The sequence below is a fragment of the Micromonospora tarensis genome (genome assembly GCF_016803395.1).
Taxonomy (GTDB): domain Bacteria; phylum Actinomycetota; class Actinomycetes; order Mycobacteriales; family Micromonosporaceae; genus Micromonospora; species Micromonospora tarensis.
In genome coordinates this window covers 14358-37513 of the sequence record NZ_JAEVHL010000036.1, presented here as the reverse complement: position 1 = coordinate 37513, position 23156 = coordinate 14358, and the positions used below count along the sequence as shown (strand labels likewise).

Annotated in this window: 20 protein-coding genes and 2 pseudogenes; 2 read left to right on the top strand and 20 right to left on the bottom strand. The window is 71.5% G+C overall.

Translation table 11 applies throughout. From position 1 onward, the window contains the following. Positions 1-247 precede the first annotated feature (247 nt). The 9 genes and pseudogenes from JM949_RS10840 to JM949_RS10800 form a co-directional block, all read right to left on the bottom strand. A complete protein-coding gene (locus JM949_RS10840; RefSeq protein WP_203148274.1) occupies positions 248-1225 on the bottom strand; it encodes an NAD-dependent epimerase/dehydratase family protein in 978 nt (325 codons plus the stop codon). An 81-nt stretch (positions 1226-1306) separates the two neighbouring features. Then, a complete protein-coding gene (locus tag JM949_RS10835; RefSeq protein ID WP_203148273.1) occupies positions 1307-2998 on the bottom strand; it encodes a solute symporter family protein in 1692 nt (563 codons plus the stop codon). Beyond that, complete coding sequence (locus JM949_RS10830) at positions 2976-3341, bottom strand: DUF485 domain-containing protein (protein ID WP_203148272.1); 366 nt, start codon at positions 3339-3341, stop codon at positions 2976-2978. Before JM949_RS10830 ends, JM949_RS10835 begins: the two co-directional genes overlap by 23 nt. Positions 3342-3516: 175 nt before the next feature. Continuing rightward, a pseudogene (locus tag JM949_RS10825) lies at positions 3517-4077 on the bottom strand (flavin reductase family protein); the annotation flags it as partial. After that, positions 4031-4927 (bottom strand): alpha/beta fold hydrolase, encoded by an 897-nt coding sequence (locus JM949_RS10820; protein WP_203148271.1) that lies wholly within the window; start codon positions 4925-4927, stop codon positions 4031-4033. The pseudogene JM949_RS10825 and the gene JM949_RS10820, both read right to left, overlap by 47 nt. Positions 4928-4993: 66 nt before the next feature. After that, positions 4994-6697, bottom strand: coding sequence for an ABC transporter permease (locus JM949_RS10815; RefSeq protein ID WP_203148270.1), 1704 nt, complete (start codon positions 6695-6697; stop codon positions 4994-4996). After that, positions 6682-7446, bottom strand: coding sequence for an ABC transporter ATP-binding protein (locus JM949_RS10810; RefSeq protein WP_203148269.1), 765 nt, complete (start codon positions 7444-7446; stop codon positions 6682-6684). The genes JM949_RS10815 and JM949_RS10810 overlap by 16 nt, the downstream gene beginning before the upstream one ends. A gap of 84 nt (positions 7447-7530) precedes the next feature. Then, positions 7531-9171, bottom strand: coding sequence for a sodium/solute symporter (locus JM949_RS10805; protein ID WP_203148268.1), 1641 nt, complete (start codon positions 9169-9171; stop codon positions 7531-7533). Position 9172: 1 nt separating this feature from the next. After that, positions 9173-9580 carry a DUF485 domain-containing protein gene (locus JM949_RS10800; RefSeq protein WP_203148279.1) on the bottom strand — a complete coding sequence of 136 codons (408 nt, stop codon included), beginning with the start codon at positions 9578-9580 and terminating at the stop codon, positions 9173-9175. A gap of 126 nt (positions 9581-9706) precedes the next feature. On the opposite strand from JM949_RS10800, the gene JM949_RS36800 reads away from it, so the two are divergent. After that, on the top strand, positions 9707-9916 hold the full coding sequence (locus JM949_RS36800; protein ID WP_238432931.1) for a hypothetical protein: 210 nt from the start codon (positions 9707-9709) through the stop codon (positions 9914-9916). Positions 9917-9990: 74 nt separating this feature from the next. Here JM949_RS36800 and JM949_RS10795 read toward each other — a convergent pair whose 3' ends face one another. The 6 genes from JM949_RS10795 to JM949_RS10770 form a co-directional block, all read right to left on the bottom strand. Then, positions 9991-12066 (bottom strand): carboxypeptidase-like regulatory domain-containing protein, encoded by a 2076-nt coding sequence (locus tag JM949_RS10795; protein ID WP_203148267.1) that lies wholly within the window; start codon positions 12064-12066, stop codon positions 9991-9993. 137 nt (positions 12067-12203) lie between these two features. Then, positions 12204-12875, bottom strand: a complete 672-nt coding sequence (locus JM949_RS10790; protein ID WP_203148266.1) for a DUF5701 family protein — start codon at positions 12873-12875, stop codon at positions 12204-12206. Between the two features lie 65 nt (positions 12876-12940). Further along, positions 12941-13702 carry a LytR/AlgR family response regulator transcription factor gene (locus tag JM949_RS10785; protein WP_203148278.1) on the bottom strand — a complete coding sequence of 254 codons (762 nt, stop codon included), beginning with the start codon at positions 13700-13702 and terminating at the stop codon, positions 12941-12943. 23 nt (positions 13703-13725) lie between these two features. Then, positions 13726-14952 carry a sensor histidine kinase gene (locus JM949_RS10780; RefSeq protein ID WP_203148265.1) on the bottom strand — a complete coding sequence of 409 codons (1227 nt, stop codon included), beginning with the start codon at positions 14950-14952 and terminating at the stop codon, positions 13726-13728. 22 nt (positions 14953-14974) lie between these two features. Then, complete coding sequence (locus tag JM949_RS10775) at positions 14975-16546, bottom strand: sugar transferase (RefSeq protein ID WP_203148277.1); 1572 nt, start codon at positions 16544-16546, stop codon at positions 14975-14977. 264 nt (positions 16547-16810) lie between these two features. Then, on the bottom strand, positions 16811-17671 hold the full coding sequence (locus tag JM949_RS10770) for an Fpg/Nei family DNA glycosylase (RefSeq protein WP_203148264.1): 861 nt from the start codon (positions 17669-17671) through the stop codon (positions 16811-16813). A gap of 136 nt (positions 17672-17807) precedes the next feature. Between JM949_RS10770 and JM949_RS10765 the strand changes: the two are divergent. Beyond that, positions 17808-19078: pseudogene (locus JM949_RS10765) on the top strand (glycosyltransferase). A 190-nt stretch (positions 19079-19268) separates the two neighbouring features. Here the strand turns inward: JM949_RS10765 and JM949_RS10760 are convergent. From JM949_RS10760 to JM949_RS10740, 5 genes are all read right to left on the bottom strand, one after another. Next, positions 19269-19991 carry a CDP-alcohol phosphatidyltransferase family protein gene (locus JM949_RS10760; protein ID WP_203148263.1) on the bottom strand — a complete coding sequence of 241 codons (723 nt, stop codon included), beginning with the start codon at positions 19989-19991 and terminating at the stop codon, positions 19269-19271. Beyond that, a complete protein-coding gene (locus JM949_RS10755) occupies positions 19966-21033 on the bottom strand; it encodes an iron-containing alcohol dehydrogenase family protein (RefSeq protein WP_203148262.1) in 1068 nt (355 codons plus the stop codon). Before JM949_RS10755 ends, JM949_RS10760 begins: the two co-directional genes overlap by 26 nt. Next, on the bottom strand, positions 21021-21752 hold the full coding sequence (locus JM949_RS10750; RefSeq protein ID WP_203148261.1) for a phosphocholine cytidylyltransferase family protein: 732 nt from the start codon (positions 21750-21752) through the stop codon (positions 21021-21023). Before JM949_RS10750 ends, JM949_RS10755 begins: the two co-directional genes overlap by 13 nt. A gap of 79 nt (positions 21753-21831) precedes the next feature. Then, complete coding sequence (locus JM949_RS10745) at positions 21832-22599, bottom strand: helix-turn-helix domain-containing protein (RefSeq protein ID WP_203148260.1); 768 nt, start codon at positions 22597-22599, stop codon at positions 21832-21834. Then, positions 22596-23045: an NUDIX hydrolase gene (locus JM949_RS10740; RefSeq protein WP_309232102.1), complete on the bottom strand. Its 450-nt coding sequence runs from the start codon at positions 23043-23045 to the stop codon at positions 22596-22598. Before JM949_RS10740 ends, JM949_RS10745 begins: the two co-directional genes overlap by 4 nt. Positions 23046-23156 lie beyond the last annotated feature (111 nt).

Below are 23156 nucleotides of genomic sequence, written 5' to 3'. Positions count from 1 at the left end.
CGGCCCTCCCGGCCCGCCGGGCCGGGCTGCTCCTCGTCGTACGACGGGTAGAAGCGCGCCTCGGTCGGTCGAGCCCGACCGGAGGCGCCCCGGTCGGGGCCGGGCACGAGGCACGCCCGGCGCTGCGGCGCAGGTATGGATGCGGAAGGTCGGCAGACGACGTCGCGGACATGTAACTCAGGGTACGTAGCGAGAGCCAGCGCCGCCTTCAGGCGACACTCAGCGGCAGGCGGCGCGCGACATCTGGTTACCCTAGCCGGGCCCGGAAGTAGTCAATCGTGCGTCGAAGGCCGTCTTCGGGCGTCACCGTCGGCTGGTAACCGAGCAGTTCACGGGCGAGCGTGAGATCCGGCCGGCGCATCTCGGGGTCGTCCGAGCTGCGGGTGACATAGCTAACCTCGGAGCTGCTGCCGGAGAGCGACACGATCAACTCGGCGAGTTGCCGCATCGACAGCTCGTGCTCGGTGCCGCAGTTGACCGGCCCCGTCTCGGTCGAGTCGAGCAGCAGCAGGATGCCCCGCACCAGGTCCTCGACGAAGCAGATGGACCGGGTCTGGTTGCCGGTGCCGTGCACGGTGATCGGCTCGCCGCGCAGCGCCTGTGAGATGAAGGTGGGGATGGCGCGGCCGTCGTCCGGGCGCATCCGTGGGCCGTACGTGTTGAAGATCCGGACGATCGCCGCGTCGAGCCCGCGGTAGCGGTGGTACGCCATCGTCGCGGCCTCGGAGAAGCGCTTCGCCTCGTCGTAGACGCTGCGGACCCCGATCGGGTTGACGTTGCCCCAGTAGGTCTCCCGCTGCGGGTGCTCCTTCGGATCCCCGTACGCCTCGGAGGTGGAGGCCATCAGGAACCGGGCGCCGTCGGCGACCGCGCGCTCCAGCAGGTGCAGGGTGCCCACCGAGCCGACCCGGAGGATCTCCACTGGCAACTGGGCGAAGTCGGTGGGGCTGGCCGGGGAGGCCATGTGCAGGATCGCGTCGAACCGCTCGGCCAACGCCGGGTGGTGGGTCGGCAGGCCGTCGGAGATGTCCGCCTCGACGAGGGTGAAGGTCGGCCGGTCCAGCAGGTGGGCCACGTTCTCCTTGGCGCCGGTCACGAAGTTGTCCAGGACCACCACCGTGCAACCGCGGCCGATCAGGACGTCCACCAGGTGCGACGGCACGAAGCCGGCGCCGCCGGTGACGAGGACGCGGTGACCGGAACCAAAGCGCTCAGCAACCTTCATACCGGTCAGCCTACCGAGCCAGATTTGCAAGGAAGGGGCCCCTGTTGACGCGTGGCGCCAACAGGGGTCCCTGTGTCGCGGTCAGTGGGCGCCGGCGCCGGTGAGGGCGCGAACCTCCAGCTCCGCGTACTTGTCCTCGTCGTGCTCCTTCGAGATGACGGTGCCGATCCAGCCGCACAGGAAACCGAACGGGATGGAGAGGATGCCCGGGTTGGACAGCGGGAACCACTGCCAGTCGTGATCCGGGAACATCGAGGTCGCCGCACCCGAGACGACCGGCGAGAAGAACACCAGCAGCACGGCCGAGAGCAGACCGCCGTAGATCGCCCACACCGCTCCGGAGGTGTTGAACCGCCGCCAGAAGAGGCTGTAGAGGATCGCCGGCAGGTTGCCCGAGGCGGCGACCGCGAAGGCCAGCGCCACCAGGAACGCCACGTTGAGGTTCTGCGCGTAGATCGACAAGGCGATCGACACCGCACCGATCACCAGGGCGGAGATCCGGGCGACCCGCACCTCCTGCCGCTCCGACGTGTCGCCCCGCTTGAGGACGTTCGCGTAGAAGTCGTGCGCCAGGCTGGACGACGAGGCGAGCGTCAACCCGGCGACCACCGCCAGGATGGTGGCGAAGGCGACCGCCGCGATGATCGCCAGCAGCGCCGCGCCACCCAGGTCACCGCCGAAGAAGTCGATGCCGAGCGCTTCGGCCAACTGCGGCGCGGCGGTGTTGCCGGCCTTGTCCTGTGCGGTGATCGCCTGGCTGCCGACCAGCGCCGCCGCACCGAAGCCGAGGGCCAGGGTGAGCAGGTAGAAGGTGCCGATGATGCCGATCGCCCAGAGCACGCTCTTGCGGGCCGCCTTCGCGGTCGGCACCGTGTAGAAGCGGATCAGGATGTGCGGCAGACCGGCGGTGCCGAGCACCAGGGCGATACCCAGGGAGAGCAGATCCACCTTGTTGTAGAAGGTCTGGGTCGAGTTGCCGGCCACCTCGACGCCGTACCGCAGCCCGGGTTCGAGGAACGCGCTGCCCTTGCCGGAGGCCTCGGCCGCCTGGCCGAGCAGCGCCGACAGGTTGAAGTTGAACTTCGCCAACACCAGGATCGTCATCAGCAGCGCACCGCCCATGAGCAGGAACGCCTTGACGATCTGCACGTAGGTGGTGCCCTTCATGCCGCCCACCGTGACGTAAATGATCATCAGCGCGCCGACCATGATGATGGTGGCCACCTTCGCGGTGGAGGCGTCCATGCCGAGGAAGGTCGTCCCCGGCCGGATGCCGAGCAGCAGCGCGACCAGCGCGCCGGCACCCACCATCTGGGCGAGCAGATAGAAGATCGACACCGTGATGGTGGAGACCGCCGCCGCCGTACGCACCGGACGCTGCCGCATCCGGAAGGCCAGCACGTCCGCCATCGTGTACCGGCCCGAGTTGCGCAGCAGCTCCGCGACCAGCAGCAGGGCCACCAGCCAGGCGACCAGGAAGCCGATCGAGTAGAGGAAGCCGTCGTAGCCGTAGAGCGCGATGATGCCGGCGATGCCGAGGAACGAGGCGGCCGACATGTAGTCGCCGCCGATCGCCATGCCGTTCTGGAAGCCGGAGAAGGACCGGCCGCCCGCGTAGAAGTCGGTGGCCGTCTTGGTCTGCCGGCTGGCCCAGATGGTGATGGCCAGGGTGACCGCCACGAAGACCAGGAAGAGCGTGATGGTCAGGTTGCGGGCGGTGTGATCGCCCGCCTCGGCCGCGAGGAACGTCTCAACCGCGTGGACCGTCTTCATGGGTCACCTCCCCGATCTCGGCGCGGATCCGGTCGGCGACGGGGTCGATCTTCCGGTCCGCGTACCGGGAGTACAGCCAGGCGATCAGGAACGTGGAGACGAACTGGAGCAGGCCGAAGACCAGCGCGACGTTGATGTTGCTGCCGAACAGCTTCGTGCCCATGAAGTCCCTGGCATACGCGGAGAGAATGACGTAGAGCGCATACCACAGGAAGAACGCGACGGTCATCGGGAAGACGAAGCCGCGCAGCGTACGCCGCAGCCCAGCGAATTCGTCCGACCGTTGTACGGTCAGGTACTTGTCCGACTGGGGAGCGGCCGGAGCGGGTGTGTCCGTGGACATCTGTGGATCACCACCTTCACAGGCGTCAGAGGAGTTTCGCGCACCGTAAAGAGCGCACTCCCCGGCAGGGAAGGCTGAGATCGACGCCGGTCGGCGAGTGCGCCGAGCGGTTGGCTGGCTGCGCCAAGTGACTCAGATCACTGCGGTGATCGGTCGGTCTGGGCGAGGCGTCCGTTCAGGCCGGCAGCTCGTGGTAACGACCGCGGTAGTGCAGCAGTGGAGCGCCCTCCTCGGCCAGCTCGACCGCCTCGATGGTCGCCTCCACCAGCAGGGCCCAGCCGTACTCCCGGGCGGTGTCCAGTCGGCAACCGGCCCAGCCGCCGGCGTCCGTCGGGACCGGCCCGTACGGCGTCTCGGTCCATCCACCGGTGGCGAAGAGCCCACCCGGAGCGGGAAAGAGGCCGGCGAACCGGTCGGCGAGTTGCCGGTGTGGCGGGCCGAGCGGGGCGACAGCGAACCGACCCGACTCCTCGACGGCCGCCCAGAGGTCGGACTCCGGGTCGATCAGCCCGAGCAGCCGGTCCGGTTCCCCCTCGGCCACCAGGGTGGAGGAGACGGTCAGCCCGGCCGGACCGGGTGCCGTCCAGAGGGTCACCGGCTCGGCGAGGCGACCCCGCAGCCGGCGTACCGGCGACCGTTGCCCGGTCGGCACCGCGAAGGGATCGGTGTGGTGGATCTCGGCACCCGGCTCATGATTCACGTGAAACATTGTGACCCGACCCGCCGCCCGCGCGAACCCGAGCGGCGAAGGTCCGGATCAGGGTCGCCACCTCGTCCGGCCGGGTGTCGAGCACGAAGTGCCCGCCGTCCAGCAGGTGCACCTCCGCCTCCGGCACGTCGGAGCGGTACGCCTCCGGCTCGGTGTTCTCGAACGAGGTGTCGTGTCGACCCCAGAGGACCAGCAGCGGGGGCCGGGTCCGCCGGAGCCAGTCCTGCCAGACGGGGTAGGACGCGACGTTGGTCCGGTAGTCGTACATCAGGTCCAGCTGCCGCTCGACCACCCCGGGGCGGTTGAGAAAGGCGTGCTCGTCGACCCACAGGTCGGGGTCGTACCGCTCCGGGTCGGGATCGTCACCGACGTGCCGGGTCCGGGTCGCCGCCAGCGACAGGATGTTCTCCCGGATCGCCGCCTCGTGCCCGGCCCGGTCCTGCCAGAAGGCCCGGCGGGTGGCCCAGAACGGTCCCAACCCCGAGTCGTGGGCGACCGCGTTCTGCACGATCAGGCCGCGCAGTCGACCCGGATCGGCGAGGGCCATCCGGAACCCCACCGGCCCGCCGTAGTCCTGCCCGTAGAGCAGGTAGTGCTCGGCGCCGACCGCCGCGGCGAAGCCCGCCATCGTGGCGGCGATCCGGTCGAAGGTGTACGGGAAACCACCCGGATCGGGGGCGTCGCTGTGCCCGAAACCGGGGTAGTCCGGCGCGATCAACCGGAGCTGGTCGGCGAGCCGGCCGAAGAGCGGCTCGAACATTCGCGACGAGGACGGGAACCCGTGCAGGAGCAGCAACACGGGCGCGTCCGGCGGGCCCGCCTCCCGGTAGAAGACGGAGAGCCCGTCGACGACGACGCTGCGGTAGCGGGTGTGCACGCTCGCACCATAACGGGAGGCGGGGCCGCCCCACCGGCGTTTCGCCCCCGGGGGCGCCCGTACGGCTCAGCGCCGCGGCGTGACGGTGGCCAGCAACTCCGGCTGGCGTCGGTCCAACACGTCCCCGGCCAGGTAGGCACCCAGCAACGCCGCTCCCAACCCGTACGCCGCGCCGACCGGCAACGCCAACCAGAGCCAGGCGTCACCGAGCAGCGCCGCGGCGACCACCATCGGCACCGCGGCGACCGCCGAGGCGATCATGGTGAGCAGGGTGAGTAGCCCCTTCGTCAGGCCCGCACCGCTGTTCATCGCGAACGGGTTGCTCGTCTCCGGCAGCGAGTAGGCACCGAGCACGGAGACCAGGCTGTTCACCGCCAGCCCGGCACCGTAGGTGGCGACCAGGCCGCCGAAGGTGAGCCCGATCCAACCCGGTCGACCGAGCAGCACCGACAGCACCACCGCCACGAATGCCAGCATCGGCAGCACGTAGAGCGAGAAGGCCGTCATCCGCGCCCGCAGCTCCACCCGACCGGGCACCCCGGCCACCACGTTCGCGGCGTACGCACTGCCGTCGAAGCCGAACTGGTTGGCCAGGGTGGCCGCGGCGAGCACACCCACGAGAACCATGGAGATGGTGACCACGACCGGCGAGCTGTCGCCGGCCGCCGCCGTCAACCCCCCGCTCTCCATGGCCGCGAAGTCCCCACCCGTGACGTTTATGAACACCGGCACGAAGATGCCGACCACCGCGATCGTGATCAGGTTGGCCCGCCGGCGAGCGTCCCGCCACCAGTAACGGGCCTCCCGGGCGACCAGGGCACCGAACCGGTCCCGGCCCGCCCAGCCGGCCACCCGGGGAAACAGCTGGGCGACCGCGCCGCCGGTGGCCCCCCGCCGTGCCGGGGCCTTGCCGCCGCTCGTCGCGCCCACCATGGCCGACTCCAGCGACCGGGACCACCAGGCCAGCAGGGCGCCGAGCGCCATCACCGTGATCAGCAACTTGACCGGTGCCGCCCACACCCGGCCCTGGGCCACGTCGATGCCGGCGGTCCACGGCGCGCCGAACGGCGTCCAACCGATCACGGTCGCCGCGCCGGCCAGGCGGTTCCAGTCCGCCTGCCGCAGCGCGGCGAGACCGAAGACCTGCAACGGACCGATCAGGGCGGCGGTCACCGCCAGCAGCACGGCCGCCAGGTCGCGCACCCGGCGGGACCGCAGCATGGTGGCGAAGGCGCTGGTCACCGCCCGGCTCGCGGCCACGCAGAGCAGCAGCCCGGCGAGCACACCCACGACCGCGACCAACCCGGCCGACCAACCGCCCAGCGACCAGGCGGTCAGCACCAGCCCGAGGGTAGCGATGAGCACCGCCAGCACCGGCACACTGACCAGGGCCGCGACGAACAGGCCGGTCACCAGCGTGCGGCGGGGCAGCGGCAGCAGCGCGAACCGGGCCGGGTCCAGCGTCTCGTCCACGCCGAAGAAGACCAGCGGCAGGAGCAGCCAACCGAGCACCAGCAGGCCGCCGCCCGCCGCCGCGACCAGCACCGCGTACCGGCCGTCGTCGGCCAGACCGGGCGCGGCGAAAAGGAAGAAACCGCTGGCGGCGAACCAGAGCCCGAGCAGCGCGCCGCCGATGAACAGGGCGATCCGCCAGCCCTGACCCCGGAAGTTGTTGCCCATCACCCGCAGCTTGAGCCGCACGAAGTGCCGGGCGGAGACCGGGCGCACCGGCGCTGCCGGGTTGGCGCCCGTGCTCACTGGGAGAGCCACGACAACTCCTCGCCGGTCGCGGTGCGGCCACCCACCACCTCGACGAAGACCTGCTCCAACGAGCGGTCGCCGCGAACCTCGTCGATCGTCCCGACCCGCTTGATGGTGCCACCGGCCAGGATCGCCACGTGCGAGCAGAGCCGCTCCACCACCTCCATGACGTGGCTGGAGAAGACCACAGTGCCGCCGCCGGCCGCGTACCTGGTGAGGATGTCCCGGATCAGCGCGGCGGAGACCGGGTCGACCGCCTCGAACGGCTCGTCCAGCACCAGCACCCGGGGGCCGTGCAGCAGCGCGCAGGCCAGACCGATCTTCTTCTTCATGCCCGCCGAGTAGTCCACCACCAGGGTCCGACCGGCGTCGCCGAGCGCCAGCACGTCGAGCAGCTCCGCGGCTCGCTGGTCGACCACCGCCGGGTCCATCCCCCGCAACAGCCCGTTGTACGCCAGCAGCTCCGCCCCGGTCAGCCGGTCGAACAGACGGACCCCGTCCGGCATCACGCCGAGCAGCCGCTTCGCGGTGATCGGGTCCTGCCAGACGTCGTGCCCGAGCACCCAGGCCGCCCCGGCGTCCGGCCGCAGCAGCCCGACCGCCATCGACAGGGTGGTGGTCTTGCCGGCGCCGTTCGGGCCGAGCAGGCCGTAGAAGGAGCCGGCCGGGACGTCCAGATCGACACCGGCTACCGCGATCGTGCCGTCGAACCGCTTGGCCAGGCCACGCAGCGCGAGCGCGGGATGCTCAACAGTCATGCGCCGACGTTATCCGTCGACCACCAGTTCCGCCGTCCGGCGGCGGGCGGACCGGTGGTCATCCCGGAGGCGGACGCCAGGGCGCTACATCCGGAGGGTCTCCGGCGTGTGCAGGCGGAGCATGGTGGCCGCGACGTCGGCCGGGGTACGGCGACGGGTGGCGACCGACACCGCGACCATCACGGTGAAGGCCAGCGGCACCGTCCAGGCGGCCGGCTGGGTGGTGAGCGTGGCCGGCCAGCCGGACAGCGGCGGGCCGAGCACGGTGACCAGCACCGCGCCGATCGCGGCTCCACCACCGACCAGCACTCCGGCGGCGGCGCCCAGATCGGTCAGCCCCCGCCACCAGATGCCGAGCACCAGCAGCGGGCAGAAACTCGACGCGGCGACCGCGAAGGCCAGCCCGACGACCTGCGACACGTCCAGCCCGGAGACGTGCAGCGCGAGCAGCGTCGGCACCGCTCCGGCGATCACCGTGGCCAGCCGGAAACCGCGTACCGAACCGCGGCCGAGCACGTCCGTCGAGATGACGCCGGCGACGCTGGTCAGCAGCCCGGACGAGGTGGACAGGAAGGCGGCGAAGGCACCCGCCGAGACCAGCGCGGCGAGCAGCCGCCCGACCGTCCCGTCGCCGAGGGCCGCGCCGGGCAGCAGCACCACCACCGCGTCGGTCTGCCCGCTGAGCAGCAACTGCGGGGTGTAGATCCGACCGAGCACCCCGTACAGGGTGGGCAGCAGGTAGAAGGCGCCGACCAGGGCGAGCACCACCAGGGTGGTCCGGCGGGCCGCCGCGCCGTCCGGGTTGGTGTAGAAGCGGACCAGCACGTGTGGCAGGCCCATGGTGCCCAGGAACGTGGCGAGGATCAGCGAGTACGTGGCGAACAGTCCCCGGTCGTCGTTGCCCGCCGCGCTGGGCAGCAGCCAGTCGCTGGCGGCGGTGGCCACCCCGGACACGTCCGGCACCGGGTCACCGGCGGCGAAGGCCAGTTCGTCGCCGGGGCGTACCTCCCGGATATCGCCGTTGGGCAGGGTGAGGGTCGCCCGGTGCTCGACCACGACGGTGGTCGCGGTCCGGAACGTCAGACCGTCGGGTGGGGTCACCGCCGGGCGGCCGTCGGCCTGCCACTGCAACACCAGGAAGATCACCGGTACGGCGAGCGCGGTCAGCTTGAGCCAGTACTGGAACGCCTGCACGAAGGTGATCGCACGCATCCCACCCAGCGCCACGTTCGCGGTGACCACGGCGGCCACCAGCAGCGCTCCGAGCGGGTACGGGGAGCCGGCCACCGTGGCCAGGGTCAGCCCGGCACCCTGGAGCTGCGGCACCAGGTAGAGCCAACCGATGAAGATCACGAAGGCGGTGGCCAGGATGCGGAGTCGGCGGGACCCCAGCCGTAGCTCGCAGAAGTCCGGCAGGGTGAACGCGCCGGAACGCCGCAGCGGCGCCGCCACGAAGAGCAGCAGAGCCAGGTAACCGGCGGCGAACCCGACCGGGTACCAGAGCACGTCCACGCCGTACTTGAGGACCAGCCCGGCGATGCCGAGGAAGCTCGCCGCCGAGAGGTACTCCCCGCCGATGGCGGCGGCGTTCCAGGTCGGACTGATCGCCCGGGACGCCACCAGGAAGTCGGACGTGGTCCGGGCCAACCGCAGCCCGTAGAAGCCGATCCCGACGGTGACCAGGGTGACCGCGACGATGGCCGGGACCACGAAGCCGTTGCCCACGTCAGCGCTCCGGCCGTTGCACCAGGTCGATGAAGTCCTGCTCGTTGCGCTCGGCCAACCGCACGTACGCCCAGCCCACAGCGATCAGGAACGGGAAGGAGGCCACCCCGAGCAGTAACCACGGCAGGTTGACGCCGGCGACGGTGGTCCGGCCGAGCGAGGGTGCGATCGCGAACAGCCAGGGCAGCCCGCCCAAGCCGATGGCCACCACCAGGGAGAGTCGCAACGCCAGCGCGAGTTGCGCCCGGACCAGGCCGCGCACCAGCGCCTCACCGATCTGGGTCTGCTGGGCCAACTCGGCGCGGGTCCGCTCGGCACGGGTGTCCTGCCGGGTGATCTCGGCCAGCACGATCCGGGCCCGCCGGGGCGGCGGGACCGCACCGCCCGACCCCACGTCAGGGAGTTGCATGGCCACCCCGGCAGTCTCGCCCGCCGCGCGGGATTGTCAAGCAGGACCAGCCGGCGGCGTCGTACCCGGCGGTGGGTGGCGTTGTGGATAACCTGTGGAAATCGGCTTACCCCTGTGGATAACTCGATGGAGACGCAGGCTGGCCTGTGTGAACTCCCGAGGCTCGTTGTGGACGACCGACCGAGCTGTCACTGTGGTCCGGTAGAGAGGAGGTGTGACGGTGACCAATCCTGCCCGGCCCGGCCACGGCGAAGCCTGGTCGTGCTGGCCGCCGGTGAGGTCTACCGCACCGATCATCCGTTCCCCATCGCGCTGCCGCTGGCCGACATCTTCTGACCGGCCCCGGCTGGTCGCGCTCGGGCGCAGAACGGGGCCGGTGGCAGCGCCACCGACCCCACTCCACCTAACTGTCAGTTGACCGGCACGACCAGGTCCGCCGACATGCTGCCGCTGGCCGGGACGGCGAAACGCGCCAGCTTGCGCGTGCCGTCCGGCTGGGTCACCAGGTAGCGACCGTCGACGTGCTGCTCCTCGCCGAGGGAGGCGTTGTAGGTGAAGAAGATCTGCTGGGATCCCTTGAGGCGAATGGTGAACCGCCCGTCGGTGATCCAGCCGCTGCCCGCGATGTCGCCGGTGTCGACGCTGCGGGCCAGCACCCACCCGCCGGTGAAGGGGGTGCCGTCCGGCGTCCGGAAGGTACCGCTCAGCGAAACGCCCTCGTCGAGTTGGGCGTTGTGCGTGACTGTCGCCCCGGCGGTCACCGTCACCGGGGTCGCGGTGAACCGGCTCGGCTTGTCGCCGGACCACTCGCTGGCGTACGCCTGACCACCGAACACCAGCGGCCAGGCGTACGGGCCGAGGCGCTTGATGGTGTAGACACCGTGCTCGTCGGCGGTGGCGTCCTCGGCGCCGACCCCGGGGTGACCGGTCAGCACCGACACGCCGGCGTTCGGCACCGGCGTGCCGGCCGCGTTGGTGACCGTGCCGGTGATCCTGCCGGCCCGGTCCAACCGGACCTGCGGCCCGGTGACGACCTGGCCCACGGTCGCGGTGACGGCGACCGCCGCCCGCTCGTCGCCGCTACCACCGTCGGCGCCGACCCACTGGCGGCCGTAGCTGTCGGTCTGCGGCACCGCGAACAGCTTGTAGCTGCCGGCGGCGAGCGGCCCGACCTGGATCCGCCCGGTGCGGTCGCTGCAGTCGCCGTAGCCGTCCTGGAGCGACGCCTGCTTCGGCAGGAAGGTGTCCAGGCAGACGTCCGGGACCGGGGCGCCGCTCTGCCGGTCGACGATGGTGGTGCTGATGACCGCGCCAGCCCGCATCTTCACGGTCAGCTTGGTGTCGTTGTTCGCCTGCACCCGCACGCCGGTGACCTCGCGGGAGAAGTGCAGCTTGTCCGGTGCGTCCAGGTAGATGGTGTGACTGCCCTGCGGCAGGTCGGTGACGGTCACCGTGCCGGTGCCATTGCTGCAGACCGACTGGGCGCAGAAGTTGGCGATCGGGGCGCCGGTGACCGAGTCGACGGCGGAGAGGGTGACAGTGCCCGTGCCGAGCAGGCTGTCCGTGATGGTCTTCTGCTGCCCGCCGCGCACCTCGACCAGGGTGGCCTCCTCCGGGTTCAGCTTGCCCCGGTAGTACTGCTGCCGCTCGCCGGCGGTCAGGCCGACCTGGTAGGAACCCTGGAGCAGTTGCGCGGTGAACTGGCCGTTCTCGTCGGTCTGCGTCCACGTCACCCCGTACGAGTTGGCGGTGTTGACGTTGACGTCGGCGTTGCTGAGCGGGGCGCCGGCGGCGGTGGTGAACCGGCCGGTCAGGCTGCCCACCGGCAGCACCGTCTCGTTGGCCAGCACCGACTCGTCCGCCTTCACCTCGAAGACGGTGGCGCTGTCCTGGTCGAGCTTCCCCGGCACGTACTGCTCCTGGTAGGAGCCCTCGACCGGTTGGATGCTCACGGTGTAGCGGCCCGGCCGGGCGGCGACCGTGAAGTTGCCCTGCTCGTCGGTGCGACCACCGGCCCAGGCGAACGTGTCGACCTCCCGGACGTCGACGTTGAGGTCCACGACCGGCTGACCTGTCGCGTTCACGATCCGGCCGGTGATGGTGCCGGTCGGGAAGAGTTGCTCGTCGACCCGGGTGGTGCCGCCGGCGGTCACGGTGACCGGGTCGGCGTCGAACGCGGTGGGCTGCTGGTGGTGGTACTGCTCGGGCTTCAGCCAGGGGAAGTAGCCCACCACGTAGGAGCCGGCCGGCACTCCGTCGACTGTGTAGTTGCCGTCGGCGTCGGTGTTCGTGGATTCGACGTACGCGTAGCTGTCGCTCTCGTAGAGCTGCACGAGTACCTCGGCGGCGGGTGCGCCGGCGCTGGTGGTCAGTCGTCCGCTGACCGCGCCCGTTGCCGCGGCCTGGGCCGCGGTGGCGCCGGACAGCACGAGGGCCGCCACGACGGCACCGGCCAGCAGGGCACGGCGGGCTGGGAATTGCTGCATCGATGTCCCAACGTGAGGGTGGTGGGGCGGCCTGAGCAGGCTCCGCCCGCACCGACCCTGCGCCCCGTACGGGATCGGCACCCGGAGGATAGGTCACCGGCGATGGCTAGGGAATTGACCGTTCGGGGTTAGCGTCCTCAGTGGGATCGGTCAAGGCCTATCCGCTCTGGCCGGGCCGAGGCGGAGCCGAGCCAGGTGTGCGGATTGCCATACCAGCACCAGCCCAGCTTGGGTGCGCCCTGACTGATCCAGAGCGCCGGCACCCGCTTGTCGCCGCACCGCGAGCCGACGAGTGAGAAGCACCGGTTGCTGGCCAGCGCGGCGGGGTGCAACGTGACGAAGGCGAGACCCTCGTCGATGGTGAGCGGCAGCCGGCCCTGGGCGGTGATCCCCTCCATCGCGGTGGCCGGGGCCAGGTTGCGGAACTCCTCGCCCCGGTCGACGTCGAAGAGCAGGTACGCGGGGCCGACCGGCACCTCCAGCTCCTTGATCGGGTCGAAGCGGGGCAGGTCGTCCTCGGCGTAGTTGCGGTCCAGGACGCCGGGCTTGCGCTTGCCGGCCAGCGTGGTCAGCGCCAGGCGTTCCCGCACCCCGACCAGCTCGCGGGTGATGACCAGCAGGAACGGCACCCGGGCGGCGGTGGGGGCGGGTGCGTCGGCGGCACCGTCGACCGCCCTGGCGCGCAGTGGTGCGACAAGGTCGCGGAAGGCGCTCTCGGTCAGCTCGGCCAGAGCGGGGTAACCGAGCCGCACCAGTCGGTCGAGTTGGCTGTCGAATTCGGTCTCGGCGTCGAACGGGGTCTCGGTCACGCGGCCCTCCCGGCAGTCGTACGGACTAGCGTACAACGTACGGCAGGCGCCGGTTCATTCCCGACTCACCGGCTCCAGTCCTGCTTCGCCGCCCTGACCAGCTTGTCCTTCAGCTCCCGGGTATGCCGCCGGCTCACCGGCAGTTCGGTGGAGTCGATCACCACCACGTAACCGGAGTTGACCAGCCGCAGCTCGGCGATCAACTTCAGCTGCACCAGGTACGACCGGTGCACCCGGACGAAACCGGCATCGGCCCACCGCTCCGCCAACGTGGCCAGCGAGACCCGCACCAGATGCGACCCCTCCGCGGTGTGCAACCGGGCGTAGTCCCCCTGCGCCTCCACCCACCGCACCGCCGAGCGGGGCAGCATCCGGGTGGTGCCGGCCAACTCGATCGGGATGGTCGGGTCCTCCTCCGCGCGGGCCAGCGCCGCCGGGTGCGACGGCACCACCCGCGAGCCGATCACCCGGCGCAACGACTCGGCCAGCCGCTCGGCCCGAACTGGTTTGCGGACGTAGTCGGTGGCGCCCAGGTCGAAGGCGTCCACCGCGCCGTCGTCGTACGCGGTGACGAACACGATCGCCGGTGGCCGGGCGAAGCGGCGCAGCACCCGGGCCAGCTCCATGCCGTCCAGGCCGGGCATCCGGATGTCCAGGAAGACCACGTCCACGTCGCCGTCGCGCAGCAGCCGCAGCGCCTCGGTGGCGTCCCCGGCCGTGTGCAGCCGGGCCACCCGGGGGTCGGCCCGCAGGTGGTACGCCAACTCGTCGAGCGCGGGCGGCTCGTCGTCCACGGCCAGCACCCGGAGGAAGCCGGACGCGTTCACCGCACCCGTCCCGGTCCGTTCGCTCACGACCCGGCCCGGACACCCGGATGGAACTTCGGCACCCGCATGCTCACCTTGGTGCCCGAGCCCAACCCGGTCTCCACGACCAGGCCGAACCGGTCCCCGAAGACCGACCGCAGCCGCTCGTCGACGTTGGAGAGGCCGACGTGCTGGCCGGTGTCGTCGCCCGGGTCGCCGGCGCCGCGAGCCAGCTCGGCGATGCCGGCGGTCAGCGTGGTCGGATCCATTCCCACTCCGTCGTCCTCCACCGTGATGTGGCACTCGGCACCCGCGTCCCGGGCCTCGATGCTCACCATGCCCGTGCCCGGCTTGCGGGACAACCCGTGGCGAACCGCGTTCTCCACCAACGGCTGGAGGCAGAGGAACGGCAGCGTCACCGGCAGCACCTCCGGGGCGATCTGCAACCGCACCTGCAACCGGTCCCCGAACCGGGCCCGCTCGATGGTCAGATAACGGTCGATCGACCGCAGCTCCTCGGCCAGGGTGGTGAACTCCCCGTGCGCCCGGAACGAGTACCTGGTGAACTCCGCGAACTCCAGGATCAGCTCCCGGGCCCGCTCCGGATCGGTGCGCACGAACGAGCCGATCGCGGTCAGCGCGTTGTAGATGAAGTGCGGGCTGATCTGCGCCCGCAACGCCCGGATCTCCGCACGGGCCAGCCGCTCCCGGGACGAGTCCAGCTCGGCCAGGGCGAGCTGGTTGCCGGCCCAGTGCGCCGTCTCCAGGGTGGCCTGCACCAACCCCGGCGGCGGTGGGCTGTCGGCGATCGCCACCAGCGCGCCGACCACCCGGCCGTCCGCCCCCTGCAACGGCGCGACCACCGCCCCCCGGATCGGGCAGTCCACCCGGTCGCAGCGCAGCTCCTGCTCACCCAGCACGGTCGAGCGGCCGGAATCCACCGTCCGCTGGGCTGCCGTCAACAGTTGCTCGCCGTGGTGCGTGCCGCGCCCGTCGAGGGCCAGCAGCCGGTCGGCGTCGGTGAGCGCCAGCCCGACCGCGCCCACCAGCGCCCGCAGATGGCGTACGGCCTTCGCCGCGCCAGCCTCGCTCAACCCGGCCCGCAGCGGCTCGGCGGCCAGGCCGGCGGTGTGCAGCACCTCGTAGGTGGCCCGCTGGGTGGCGGTGGCGATGCCCCGACGGGCCCGCAGCCGCAGCACCGCCAGCAGGGCCGCGGTCAACGCGGTGACCAGCGAGACGACGCCGACCACGGCGGAAAGGTTGCCACCCACGCGGCGATCCCGGCTCCTCCTGCTAGTACGCGCCCTTGCGGGCGAGCACTACCCCGACGGTGCGCCACAGGATGCTGAGGTCGTACGCGAGCGACCAGTTGTCGACGTAGTAGAGGTCCAGGCGCACCGACTCGTCCCAGGACAGGTCGGAGCGGCCGGAGACCTGCCACAGGCCGGTCATGCCCGGGCGGACCAGCAGCCGGCGGCGCACGTCACCCAGGAAGTCACCGTCGTCGGCCGGCAACGGGCGGGGCCCGACCAGCGACATCTCACCCCAGAGCACATTGATCAGCTGCGGCAGCTCGTCCAGCGAGGTGGCCCGGAGGAAGCGGCCGACCGGGAAGACCCGGGGGTCCTCCTTCATCTTGAACAGCATGCCGTCGGTCTCGTTCCGGTCGACCAGGCTGGCCAGCCGGTCCTCCGCGTCGACGTACATGGTCCGGAACTTCCACACCCGGAACGTGCGCCCCTCGTGCCCCACCCGGGGCTGGCGGAAGAAGACCGGCCCCGGGTCGGAGATCCGGATCGCCACGGCGATGGCCAGGAAGAGCGGGATCAGCAGCAGCAGGCCGAGACCGGCGGCGACCCGGTCCATCAGGTTCTTGGCCAGCAGGGCCGGCCCGGAGAGGGTCGGCTCCTCGACGTGCAGCAGCGGCAGGCCCTCGATCGGCCGGATGTGCACCCGGGGGCCGGCGATGTCGGTGAGCTGCGGCGCGACCACCAGGTCGACCCCGGAGCCCTCCAACTGCCAGGCCAACCGGCGCAGCTCGCCCGGCTCGGCGCTGGCCGACCCGCAGACGGCGATGGTGTCCCCGCCGACCTCGCGGACCAGGGCCAGCACGTCGCGACCGGCGTACACCGGCACCGGGGTGGGCATCCCCCGGGCCGCCGCGTAGCCGTCGGTGATGTGGATGGCGACCGGCATCAGCCCGGCCGCCGGGCTGCGGGTGACCGCCGCGTAGACCTCAAGGCACTCGGGCAGGGTGCCGACCAGCACCATCCGGTGGGCGGCCTGCCCGGCCCGCCGGCGGATGTAGTGCAGCGCCCAACGGGCCACGAAGCGGCACCACAGGATCAGCAGCAGGGCGCCGAGCAGGGCCGTGCCTACCGTCCACCGGGACAGCGCGGTCTTGGTGGCGAAGGCGAGGAACGAGACGCTCGCGGCGACCGTCACCGCGGCCCGGATCACCCGCTTGAACTCGTCCGGGCCGAGCCCCAGATAGCGCCGGTCGTACGCCCGGTTGCTCCAGAGGATGACCACCCAGCCGAGCGGAAGCAGCAGGTAGGAGATGGTGTGGAACCAGGTCGGGTCCTGGTTGGTGCCGGTGAACCCGGAGGCGGCCTGGTCGAAGAGCTGGATGGCGATCCAACTAGCGAACGCGGCCGCGCCGAAGTCGAGCAACAGCAGGATCGCGATGTAGGGACGGTGCCACCGGGAGACACGACGTCGCGCCCTGGTCCACGCCGACCGGGGCACGCCGTTGTGTGACGGCGGCGTCGGCGGCTGGATCTCGAAGCTGTCGACGTGCCGCACGAGTCTGCTCCGGCCTTCGTTGGTTACCGGGCGCTGGAGGCTTGCCGTCACCTCACCCATGTCCTCCCGCATGACACGGGCCGCTCACTCGGCGTGAGGGCCCGGGTCGCCCACCGTCCCAGTCTCCCACGGGAGCTCCGACCGGTCGCCGCCCCGAAGGAGATTGGCGACCGATGGTGCCGGCGGGATCTGGCCGGCTCCGCACCATTTCAGAAGCCGGGGACCGGGCCACTATACCGATGGATGCGCGCGTGGCGAGAATGGCGGACCGGAGCTTCGGCTCAGTAAGGGTGATTCCGCTCCGTAGTCGCGAAGTGGAATTACTCACCGTACGAGGCGGGACAACCGACGGTCAGCGAGCGGCTTTCCGCCGGTCTGGCAGGTCGGGCAGTACTGGAGGCTGGAGTCGGCGAACGACACCTCCCGCACGGTGTCTCCGCACACCGGGCAGGGCAGCCCGGTGCGGGCGTGCACCTTCAACCCGGAGCGCTTCTCGCCCTTGAGTTCGGCGGCCCGCGAACCGAGGGAGCGCTCCACCGCGTCGCCGAGGACCTGCCGGGTCGCGGCGTGCAGGGTGGCGATCTGGGCGTCGGTGAGCCGATCGGTGATCGCGAACGGGGACAGCTTCGCGGCGTGCAGGATCTCGTCGGAGTACGCGTTGCCCACCCCGGACAGCACCGCCTGGTCGGTCAACACCCCCTTGACCTGCCCTCGACGGCTGCGCAGCCGCTCGGCGAAGGTGGGCAGATCGGCGGCGAGCGCGTCCGGGCCGAGCTTGGCCACCCCGGGGACCGTCGCGGGGTCGGTGACCAGATACGCGGCCAGCTTCTTCTGCGTGCCGGCCTCGGTCAGGTCGAAGCCGGAGCCGTCGTCCAGGCGTACCCGCACCGCGATCGGGCCCTTGCCCGGGCGCAGCGGGGTGGTCGCCGGGAACGCCTCCCGGTAGTGCAGCCAGCCGGCCCGGGCCAGGTGCACCACCAGGTGCAGATCGCCCTCGAAGAGCACGTCGAGGAACTTGCCGTGCCGGGTGGCATCGACCACCGCCCGACCGGTCACCTCGCTCGGGGCCGGTTCGTACGTCTTCAGGGCGCTGATCGCGGCGATCTCCAGCCGGTCGACACGCCGCCCCACCGCGCGCTGCCGCAGGTAACCCGCGAGCGCCTCAACCTCCGGTAGTTCGGGCACGACCCAACGGTAGCCTTCTTTGCCGTGAGCGTGAGGAATGAGCCTGCGAGTTCCCACCGCGAGCGCGAGGCGTGAGCTTGCGAGCCTCACAGTCGCGAGCAACAGTCGGCACAGCCGCGAACGAGAGGCAAGCTCCGTGAGAATTGTGGTGGCGCACAACCGGTACCGGGAGGCCCAGCCCTCCGGTGAGAACACGATCGTCGACTCGGAGATCGCCCAGCTCACCGCCGCCGGCGTCGAGGTGCTGCCCTTCATCCGCAGCTCGGACGAGATCCCGTCGATGTCGAAGGCCGCCAAGGCGCTGCTGCCGATCTCGCCGATCTGGGCGCCGCGCGCCCAGCAGGACCTGAGCCGGCTGCTCACCGAGCACCGACCGGACGTGCTGCACCTGCACAACCCGTACCCGCTGATCTCGCCCTGGGTGGTGCGGACCGCGCACCGGCACGGCGTGCCGGTGGTGCAGACGGTGCACAACTACCGGCAGGTCTGCTCGTCGGGGATCTACTTCCGGGACGGCGTGATCTGTCAGGACTGCAAGGGGCGGGCGCTGGGGGTGCCGGCCATCAAGCACCGCTGCTACCGGGACTCGGCGGCGCAGAGCGCGCTGATGGCGACCACCCTGGCCGTGCACCGGGGCACCTGGCGCTCGGTGGACCGGTACATCGCGTTGACCTCGGCGATCGCCGACCACCTCCGCGACTACGGCATTCCGGACGAACGCATCGTGGTGAAGCCGAACTCGGTACCCGACCCGGGCCGACCGGTGCCGCTCGGTGACGGGTTCCTCTACATGGCCCGGCTCTCCCCGGAGAAGGGCGTCGACCTGCTGCTGGACGCCTGGCGTCGACACCCGGTGGGTGCGCTGGGCACGCTGCGGGTGGCCGGCGACGGTGAGCTGCGTCCACTGGTGGAGGCGGCCGCCGCCGAACGACCCGACGTGGTCTACCTCGGGCAGCTCGACCGGGCCGGGGTGCGGGCCGCGGTCGAGGCGAGCGCTGTGGTGATCGTCGCCGCGATGTGGCACGACGTGCTGCCCACCGTGATCATCGAGGCGTTGGCGAGCGGCGGCCGGTGCTCGGTACGGCGTTGGGCGGCATTCCGTACCTGGTCGGGGCCGACGCCCCGCACGAGCCCGCCGGCACCGGGCCCGCCGAGATCGCCTCCGCGGTCGCCGGGGGCGGCGGCGGGTCAGCCATGCCGGCGGGGATCGACCTGGGCGAGGCCGGTTGGGTGGTCGCCCCGGAGCCGGCCGCGCTCGCGGCCGCCCTGCCGGTCGCCCGCGCCGGTGCGTCCGCGCTGACAGTGGCCGCCCGCGCCCGCTACGAGCGCATCTTCCACCCGGACGTGGTCACCAGGCAGCTCGTTAACATCTACGCCGGCCTGGCCCGGACCCCCAACCACGTCTGACCTCGTCCCGGGCGGCCCGCCCCGCGCGGCCGACATCCTCAAGATCGCGCTCGATCCAAGTTGTAGTGGCCTCGGAGCAGCCGGATGGAACTGCTTCCTGGATCGAGCGTGATCTTGAGCGGGCGCGGTGCCCGCCGCGTTACGGGCGCGGGCGGACGGGTGGGCGAGGGTCTGGGCTGGGCTGGACGCCTCAGCGCATGGAGGCGCGGGCGGAGAAGGCGATGCTGGCGAGCAGGAAGCCGCCGTTGACGATGGTGAAGGCGACCAGCACCCAGAGCACCAGCGCGGGGGCCACGGCCAGCACCAGGGCGGCCACGAAGACCACCGCGCCGTAGTCGCGGACCAGCTTCACCAGGCGCACCGGCAGCGAGGTCGAGGTGACCATGCTGGCCGCGTTCGGGCCGGCCTGCATCACCGACGTGACCAGGTTGACCATCCAGGTGCCGGCGAAGGTGGCCACCAGCCAGGTCGGCGTCGACGGCTCCTGCGCCACGGCGGTGGCGGCCAGCGCGGCCACCAGGGCGATCTGCGCGGCCACGTCGCAGAGGATGTCGATCCGGGCGCCGGCCGCGCTGCCCTGGCCGGTGACCCGGGCAAGCTGCCCGTCCGCGCAGTCCAGGGAGTACGCCACCTGCCAGCCGACCAGGGCGAGCAGACCGACCACCCAGGCCGGTACGTCGCCGGCGGCGACCGGGCCGGCGAGCGCCACGACGGTGACCGAGGTGGCCAGGCCGAGCACCAGGTTGGTCATGGTCAGGACTGTCGGTCGCAGCCCCAGCCGCTGGGCGACCAGCGCGAAGACGGCCCCCAGCCACTGGCTGATCGACTCGCTGAACAGGCCGCCGCCCCGGTTAACCCGGTGGAAGTCGGCGACGGTGGGACGGGGGTCAGCCAAGCTGGTCGCGGATTGCACCGGCGTAGTCTGCCAGCCGTTCCCGCGTCTCGGTAGGCGACAGCGCCAGGTGCTCCAGGATGGTGTAGCGGTCCGGCCGGGTACGCGGTGCGAACTGCACCGCCTCCACGAACTGGTCGTCGGTGAGGGCCACCTCGGCCGGGAGCCGGGGCAGACCGTGCCGGGCCAGGCAGGCGGACATCTCCCCGAAGCGGCGTAGATCACCCCGCAGCCAGGTGCAGAACAGCGCGCCCAGCCCGGCCAGTTCGCCGTGCGAGGCGGTGCCGGGGAAGAGCGAGTCGACAGCGTGCATGATCTCGTGGCAGCCGCCGCTGCACGGTCGGCTGGTGCCGTCGACCGCCATCGCCAGACCGCTGGAGATCAACGCCTCGGCGAGCACCGTGACGAACGCGTCGTCGGCCATGTCACCCGGGTGGTTGAGCACCGCCTCGGCACCCGCCCGGGCCAGCGAGGCGGCCAGCCCGTCGACCGGCTCGCCGCGTACCTGCCGGGACAGCTCCCAGTCGGCCAGCGCGCTGATGTTGCTGACCACGTCGCCGATGCCGGCCCGGTTGTGCCGGTCCGGGCCGCTCTCCACGAAGTCCAGGTCGACGATCACCCCGATCGGGATGTGCACCCCGTAGGAGCCCTTGATCCCGTCGGTGATCAGGCTGGCCACCGGGGAGGCGATCCCGTCGTTGGCGAGGCTTGTCGCCACCGAGACCATCGGCAGCCCCCGTCGGGTGGCCGCGTACTTGGCGACGTCTATGGTCTTGCCGCCGCCGATGCCCACCACCGCGTCGTACGACCGGGCGCGGAGTTTCCCGCCCAGGTCGTCGGCCGCGTCGAGGGTGCCGCCGACGACGGTGAACACGTCCGCCGAGCGCAGCGACGGCCGGATCAACTCCGCGATCTGGGCACCCTGACCCGGGCCGACCACCACCGCGACGTCGCCGCCGGAGGAGATCCGGCCATCCGCCAGGATCGCGCCCAGGTCGGCGACCGCGCCCCGCCGTACGTCGATGTGCAGCGGGGTGAGAACGCTCCGCGCTAGTAGCGGCACGCGATCTCCCGGGCGCGGGCCAGGTCGGCGTGGTTGTCCACCTCGACCCACGGGACGTCACCGATCGGCGCGGCCCGCACCTCCCCGCCCCGATCGGAGAACTCCTGGTAGCCGTCCTCGTAGTAGAGGTTCGGGTCCCGTCGCCAGGTCGCCTCCAGGGCGTCGGCGAGCGCCTCGGCGACCTGCGGCTCGATCAGCGTCGCGCCGATGTACTCCCCGTACGCCTCGCCCGGGTCCATGATCTTGGTGATCCGGGTGAGCTGGCCGGCGGCGTCGAAGGTGGTCTTCATCTCCTCCTCGGCCAGCGGCTTGAGCGTGTCCACGGCGAGCAGGATGCCCGGACCGCGCTCGGCCAGCAGGGTCTTCTCCACGCTCACCGGGTGCACGGTGTCCCCGTTGACCAGCAGCACCCCGCGGGCGAAGAACTCCCGGGCCAGCCAGAGCGAGTAGGCGTTGTTCCACTCCTCGGCCTTGTCGTTGTGCACCAGGGTGAGCGTGACCCCGTACTTCTTCTCCAGGTCGGCCTGCCGCTCGCGCACGGCGTCCGCCGCGTAGCCGACCACGATCACGATGTCGGTGAGCCCGACCTCGGCGAGGTTGCCGAGCGCGATGTCCAGGATCGTCGTCTCGCCGTCCACCGGCACCAACGCCTTGGGCAGGGTGTCGGTGTACGGGCGCAGCCGTCGTCCCGCTCCGGCCGCGAGCACCATTCCGATCATCGCGACATCCTCCCTCGTCCGGCTCCCCGTCACCGCTGGAGGATAGCGCCGGCCGGCCGCGCCGCTCCGGCCAACCGGGTCAGCCGGGCAACGCCGCCAGGTCGGCGAGCAGTGTCAGCCGTTCCTCCGCACCGAGCACTGCGTACGGGCCGGCGGCCCGCCGGTCGGTCTCCAGCTCGATGGCGAGCCGCTCGGGGCCGGCTGGCAGGGCGGCGATGCTCGACGGGGTGTGCCCGGCGGCGGCCCAGGCAGCGGCGTGCGCGTCGGCCCGGTGGTAGCGCAGCGTGCCGAGCCGGTTGAGCAGCAGTACGCCCGGCGGGGTGCCGTCCGGCTCGTACGGGGGTGCCAGCGCGGCGAAGGCGGAGCCGCTCCGGGTCCCCTCCTCGTCGGCCAGCACGAGAGCGTACGACAGCAGTCGCCCGAAGATGGCCACCAGCCGGGTCACCCGCTCGTCGTGCCCGGCCCACAGCTCCTCGGTGACCTCGGCGTGCACCTGGTACAGCTCGGTGAGGAAGGCCGCACCACGCTCGGTGGCGGAGAGCGAGCCGCTCGGGCTGCGGTAGATCATTCCGTGTGCCACCTGTTTGTCCACGGTCCGCTGGCAGGCGATCGGGTCCCGGTACCTGGTGATCGCCGCGAACCCCGGCCCGTCGACAGTGCCGCCGGGTGCGGCCAGCCGGGTGCGCAGGTCGACCAGGAAGCCGATCGCCGCCGCCCCGCCGTAACGCTGGGACAGCTCGGCCCCGCCGCCGTCGTACCCGGCCAGCATGCCGGCGCGGAAGGTCCGGTCCACGGCCGGAGCGAGCAGTCCGGCGATCCGGTGCGGCGCCAGCGCGACGGTGTTCACCGGCCGATCGACCGGAGGGCGGCGAAGCCCTCCTCCGCGATCCGCCGGATCAGCCCGTCGTTGACGTGGCGGTGCTCGTCCAGCACTGACACCTGGTGTTCGGCGAGCCAGCGGTACTCGGTGTGCTTGCCGGCCTCCAGCGTCGGGTGGTCGAGGTCGCCGTCGACCCGGACGAGGAAGTCGTACTCGACCCGGTTCAGGCCGTCGTCGCCCAGGTAGCGGTACTCACCCACCTGGTCGAGGACGTGCGCGAGGTGCCACCCGGTCTCCTCGGTGATCTCCCGGCGCAGCGCCTCGACGATCTCCTCACCCGGCTCCAGGTGCCCACCGACGATGTCCCAACAGTTGGCGAAGAGGCGTCGGTGTGGTGAGCGGCGGTGGAAGAAGATGCGGCCGCCGTGGTCGACGATCAACGCGCCGGCACAGCGCAGGGGCTCGGTGGACACCGTTCGACAGTAGCGAGGCCCCGACCTCGCGACGATGCCGCTCTTGTCCCGGAAACATTCGCCGACCACCATGTCGGTACCGGGTGCCACCGTCCCAAAGGGGTGATGTGT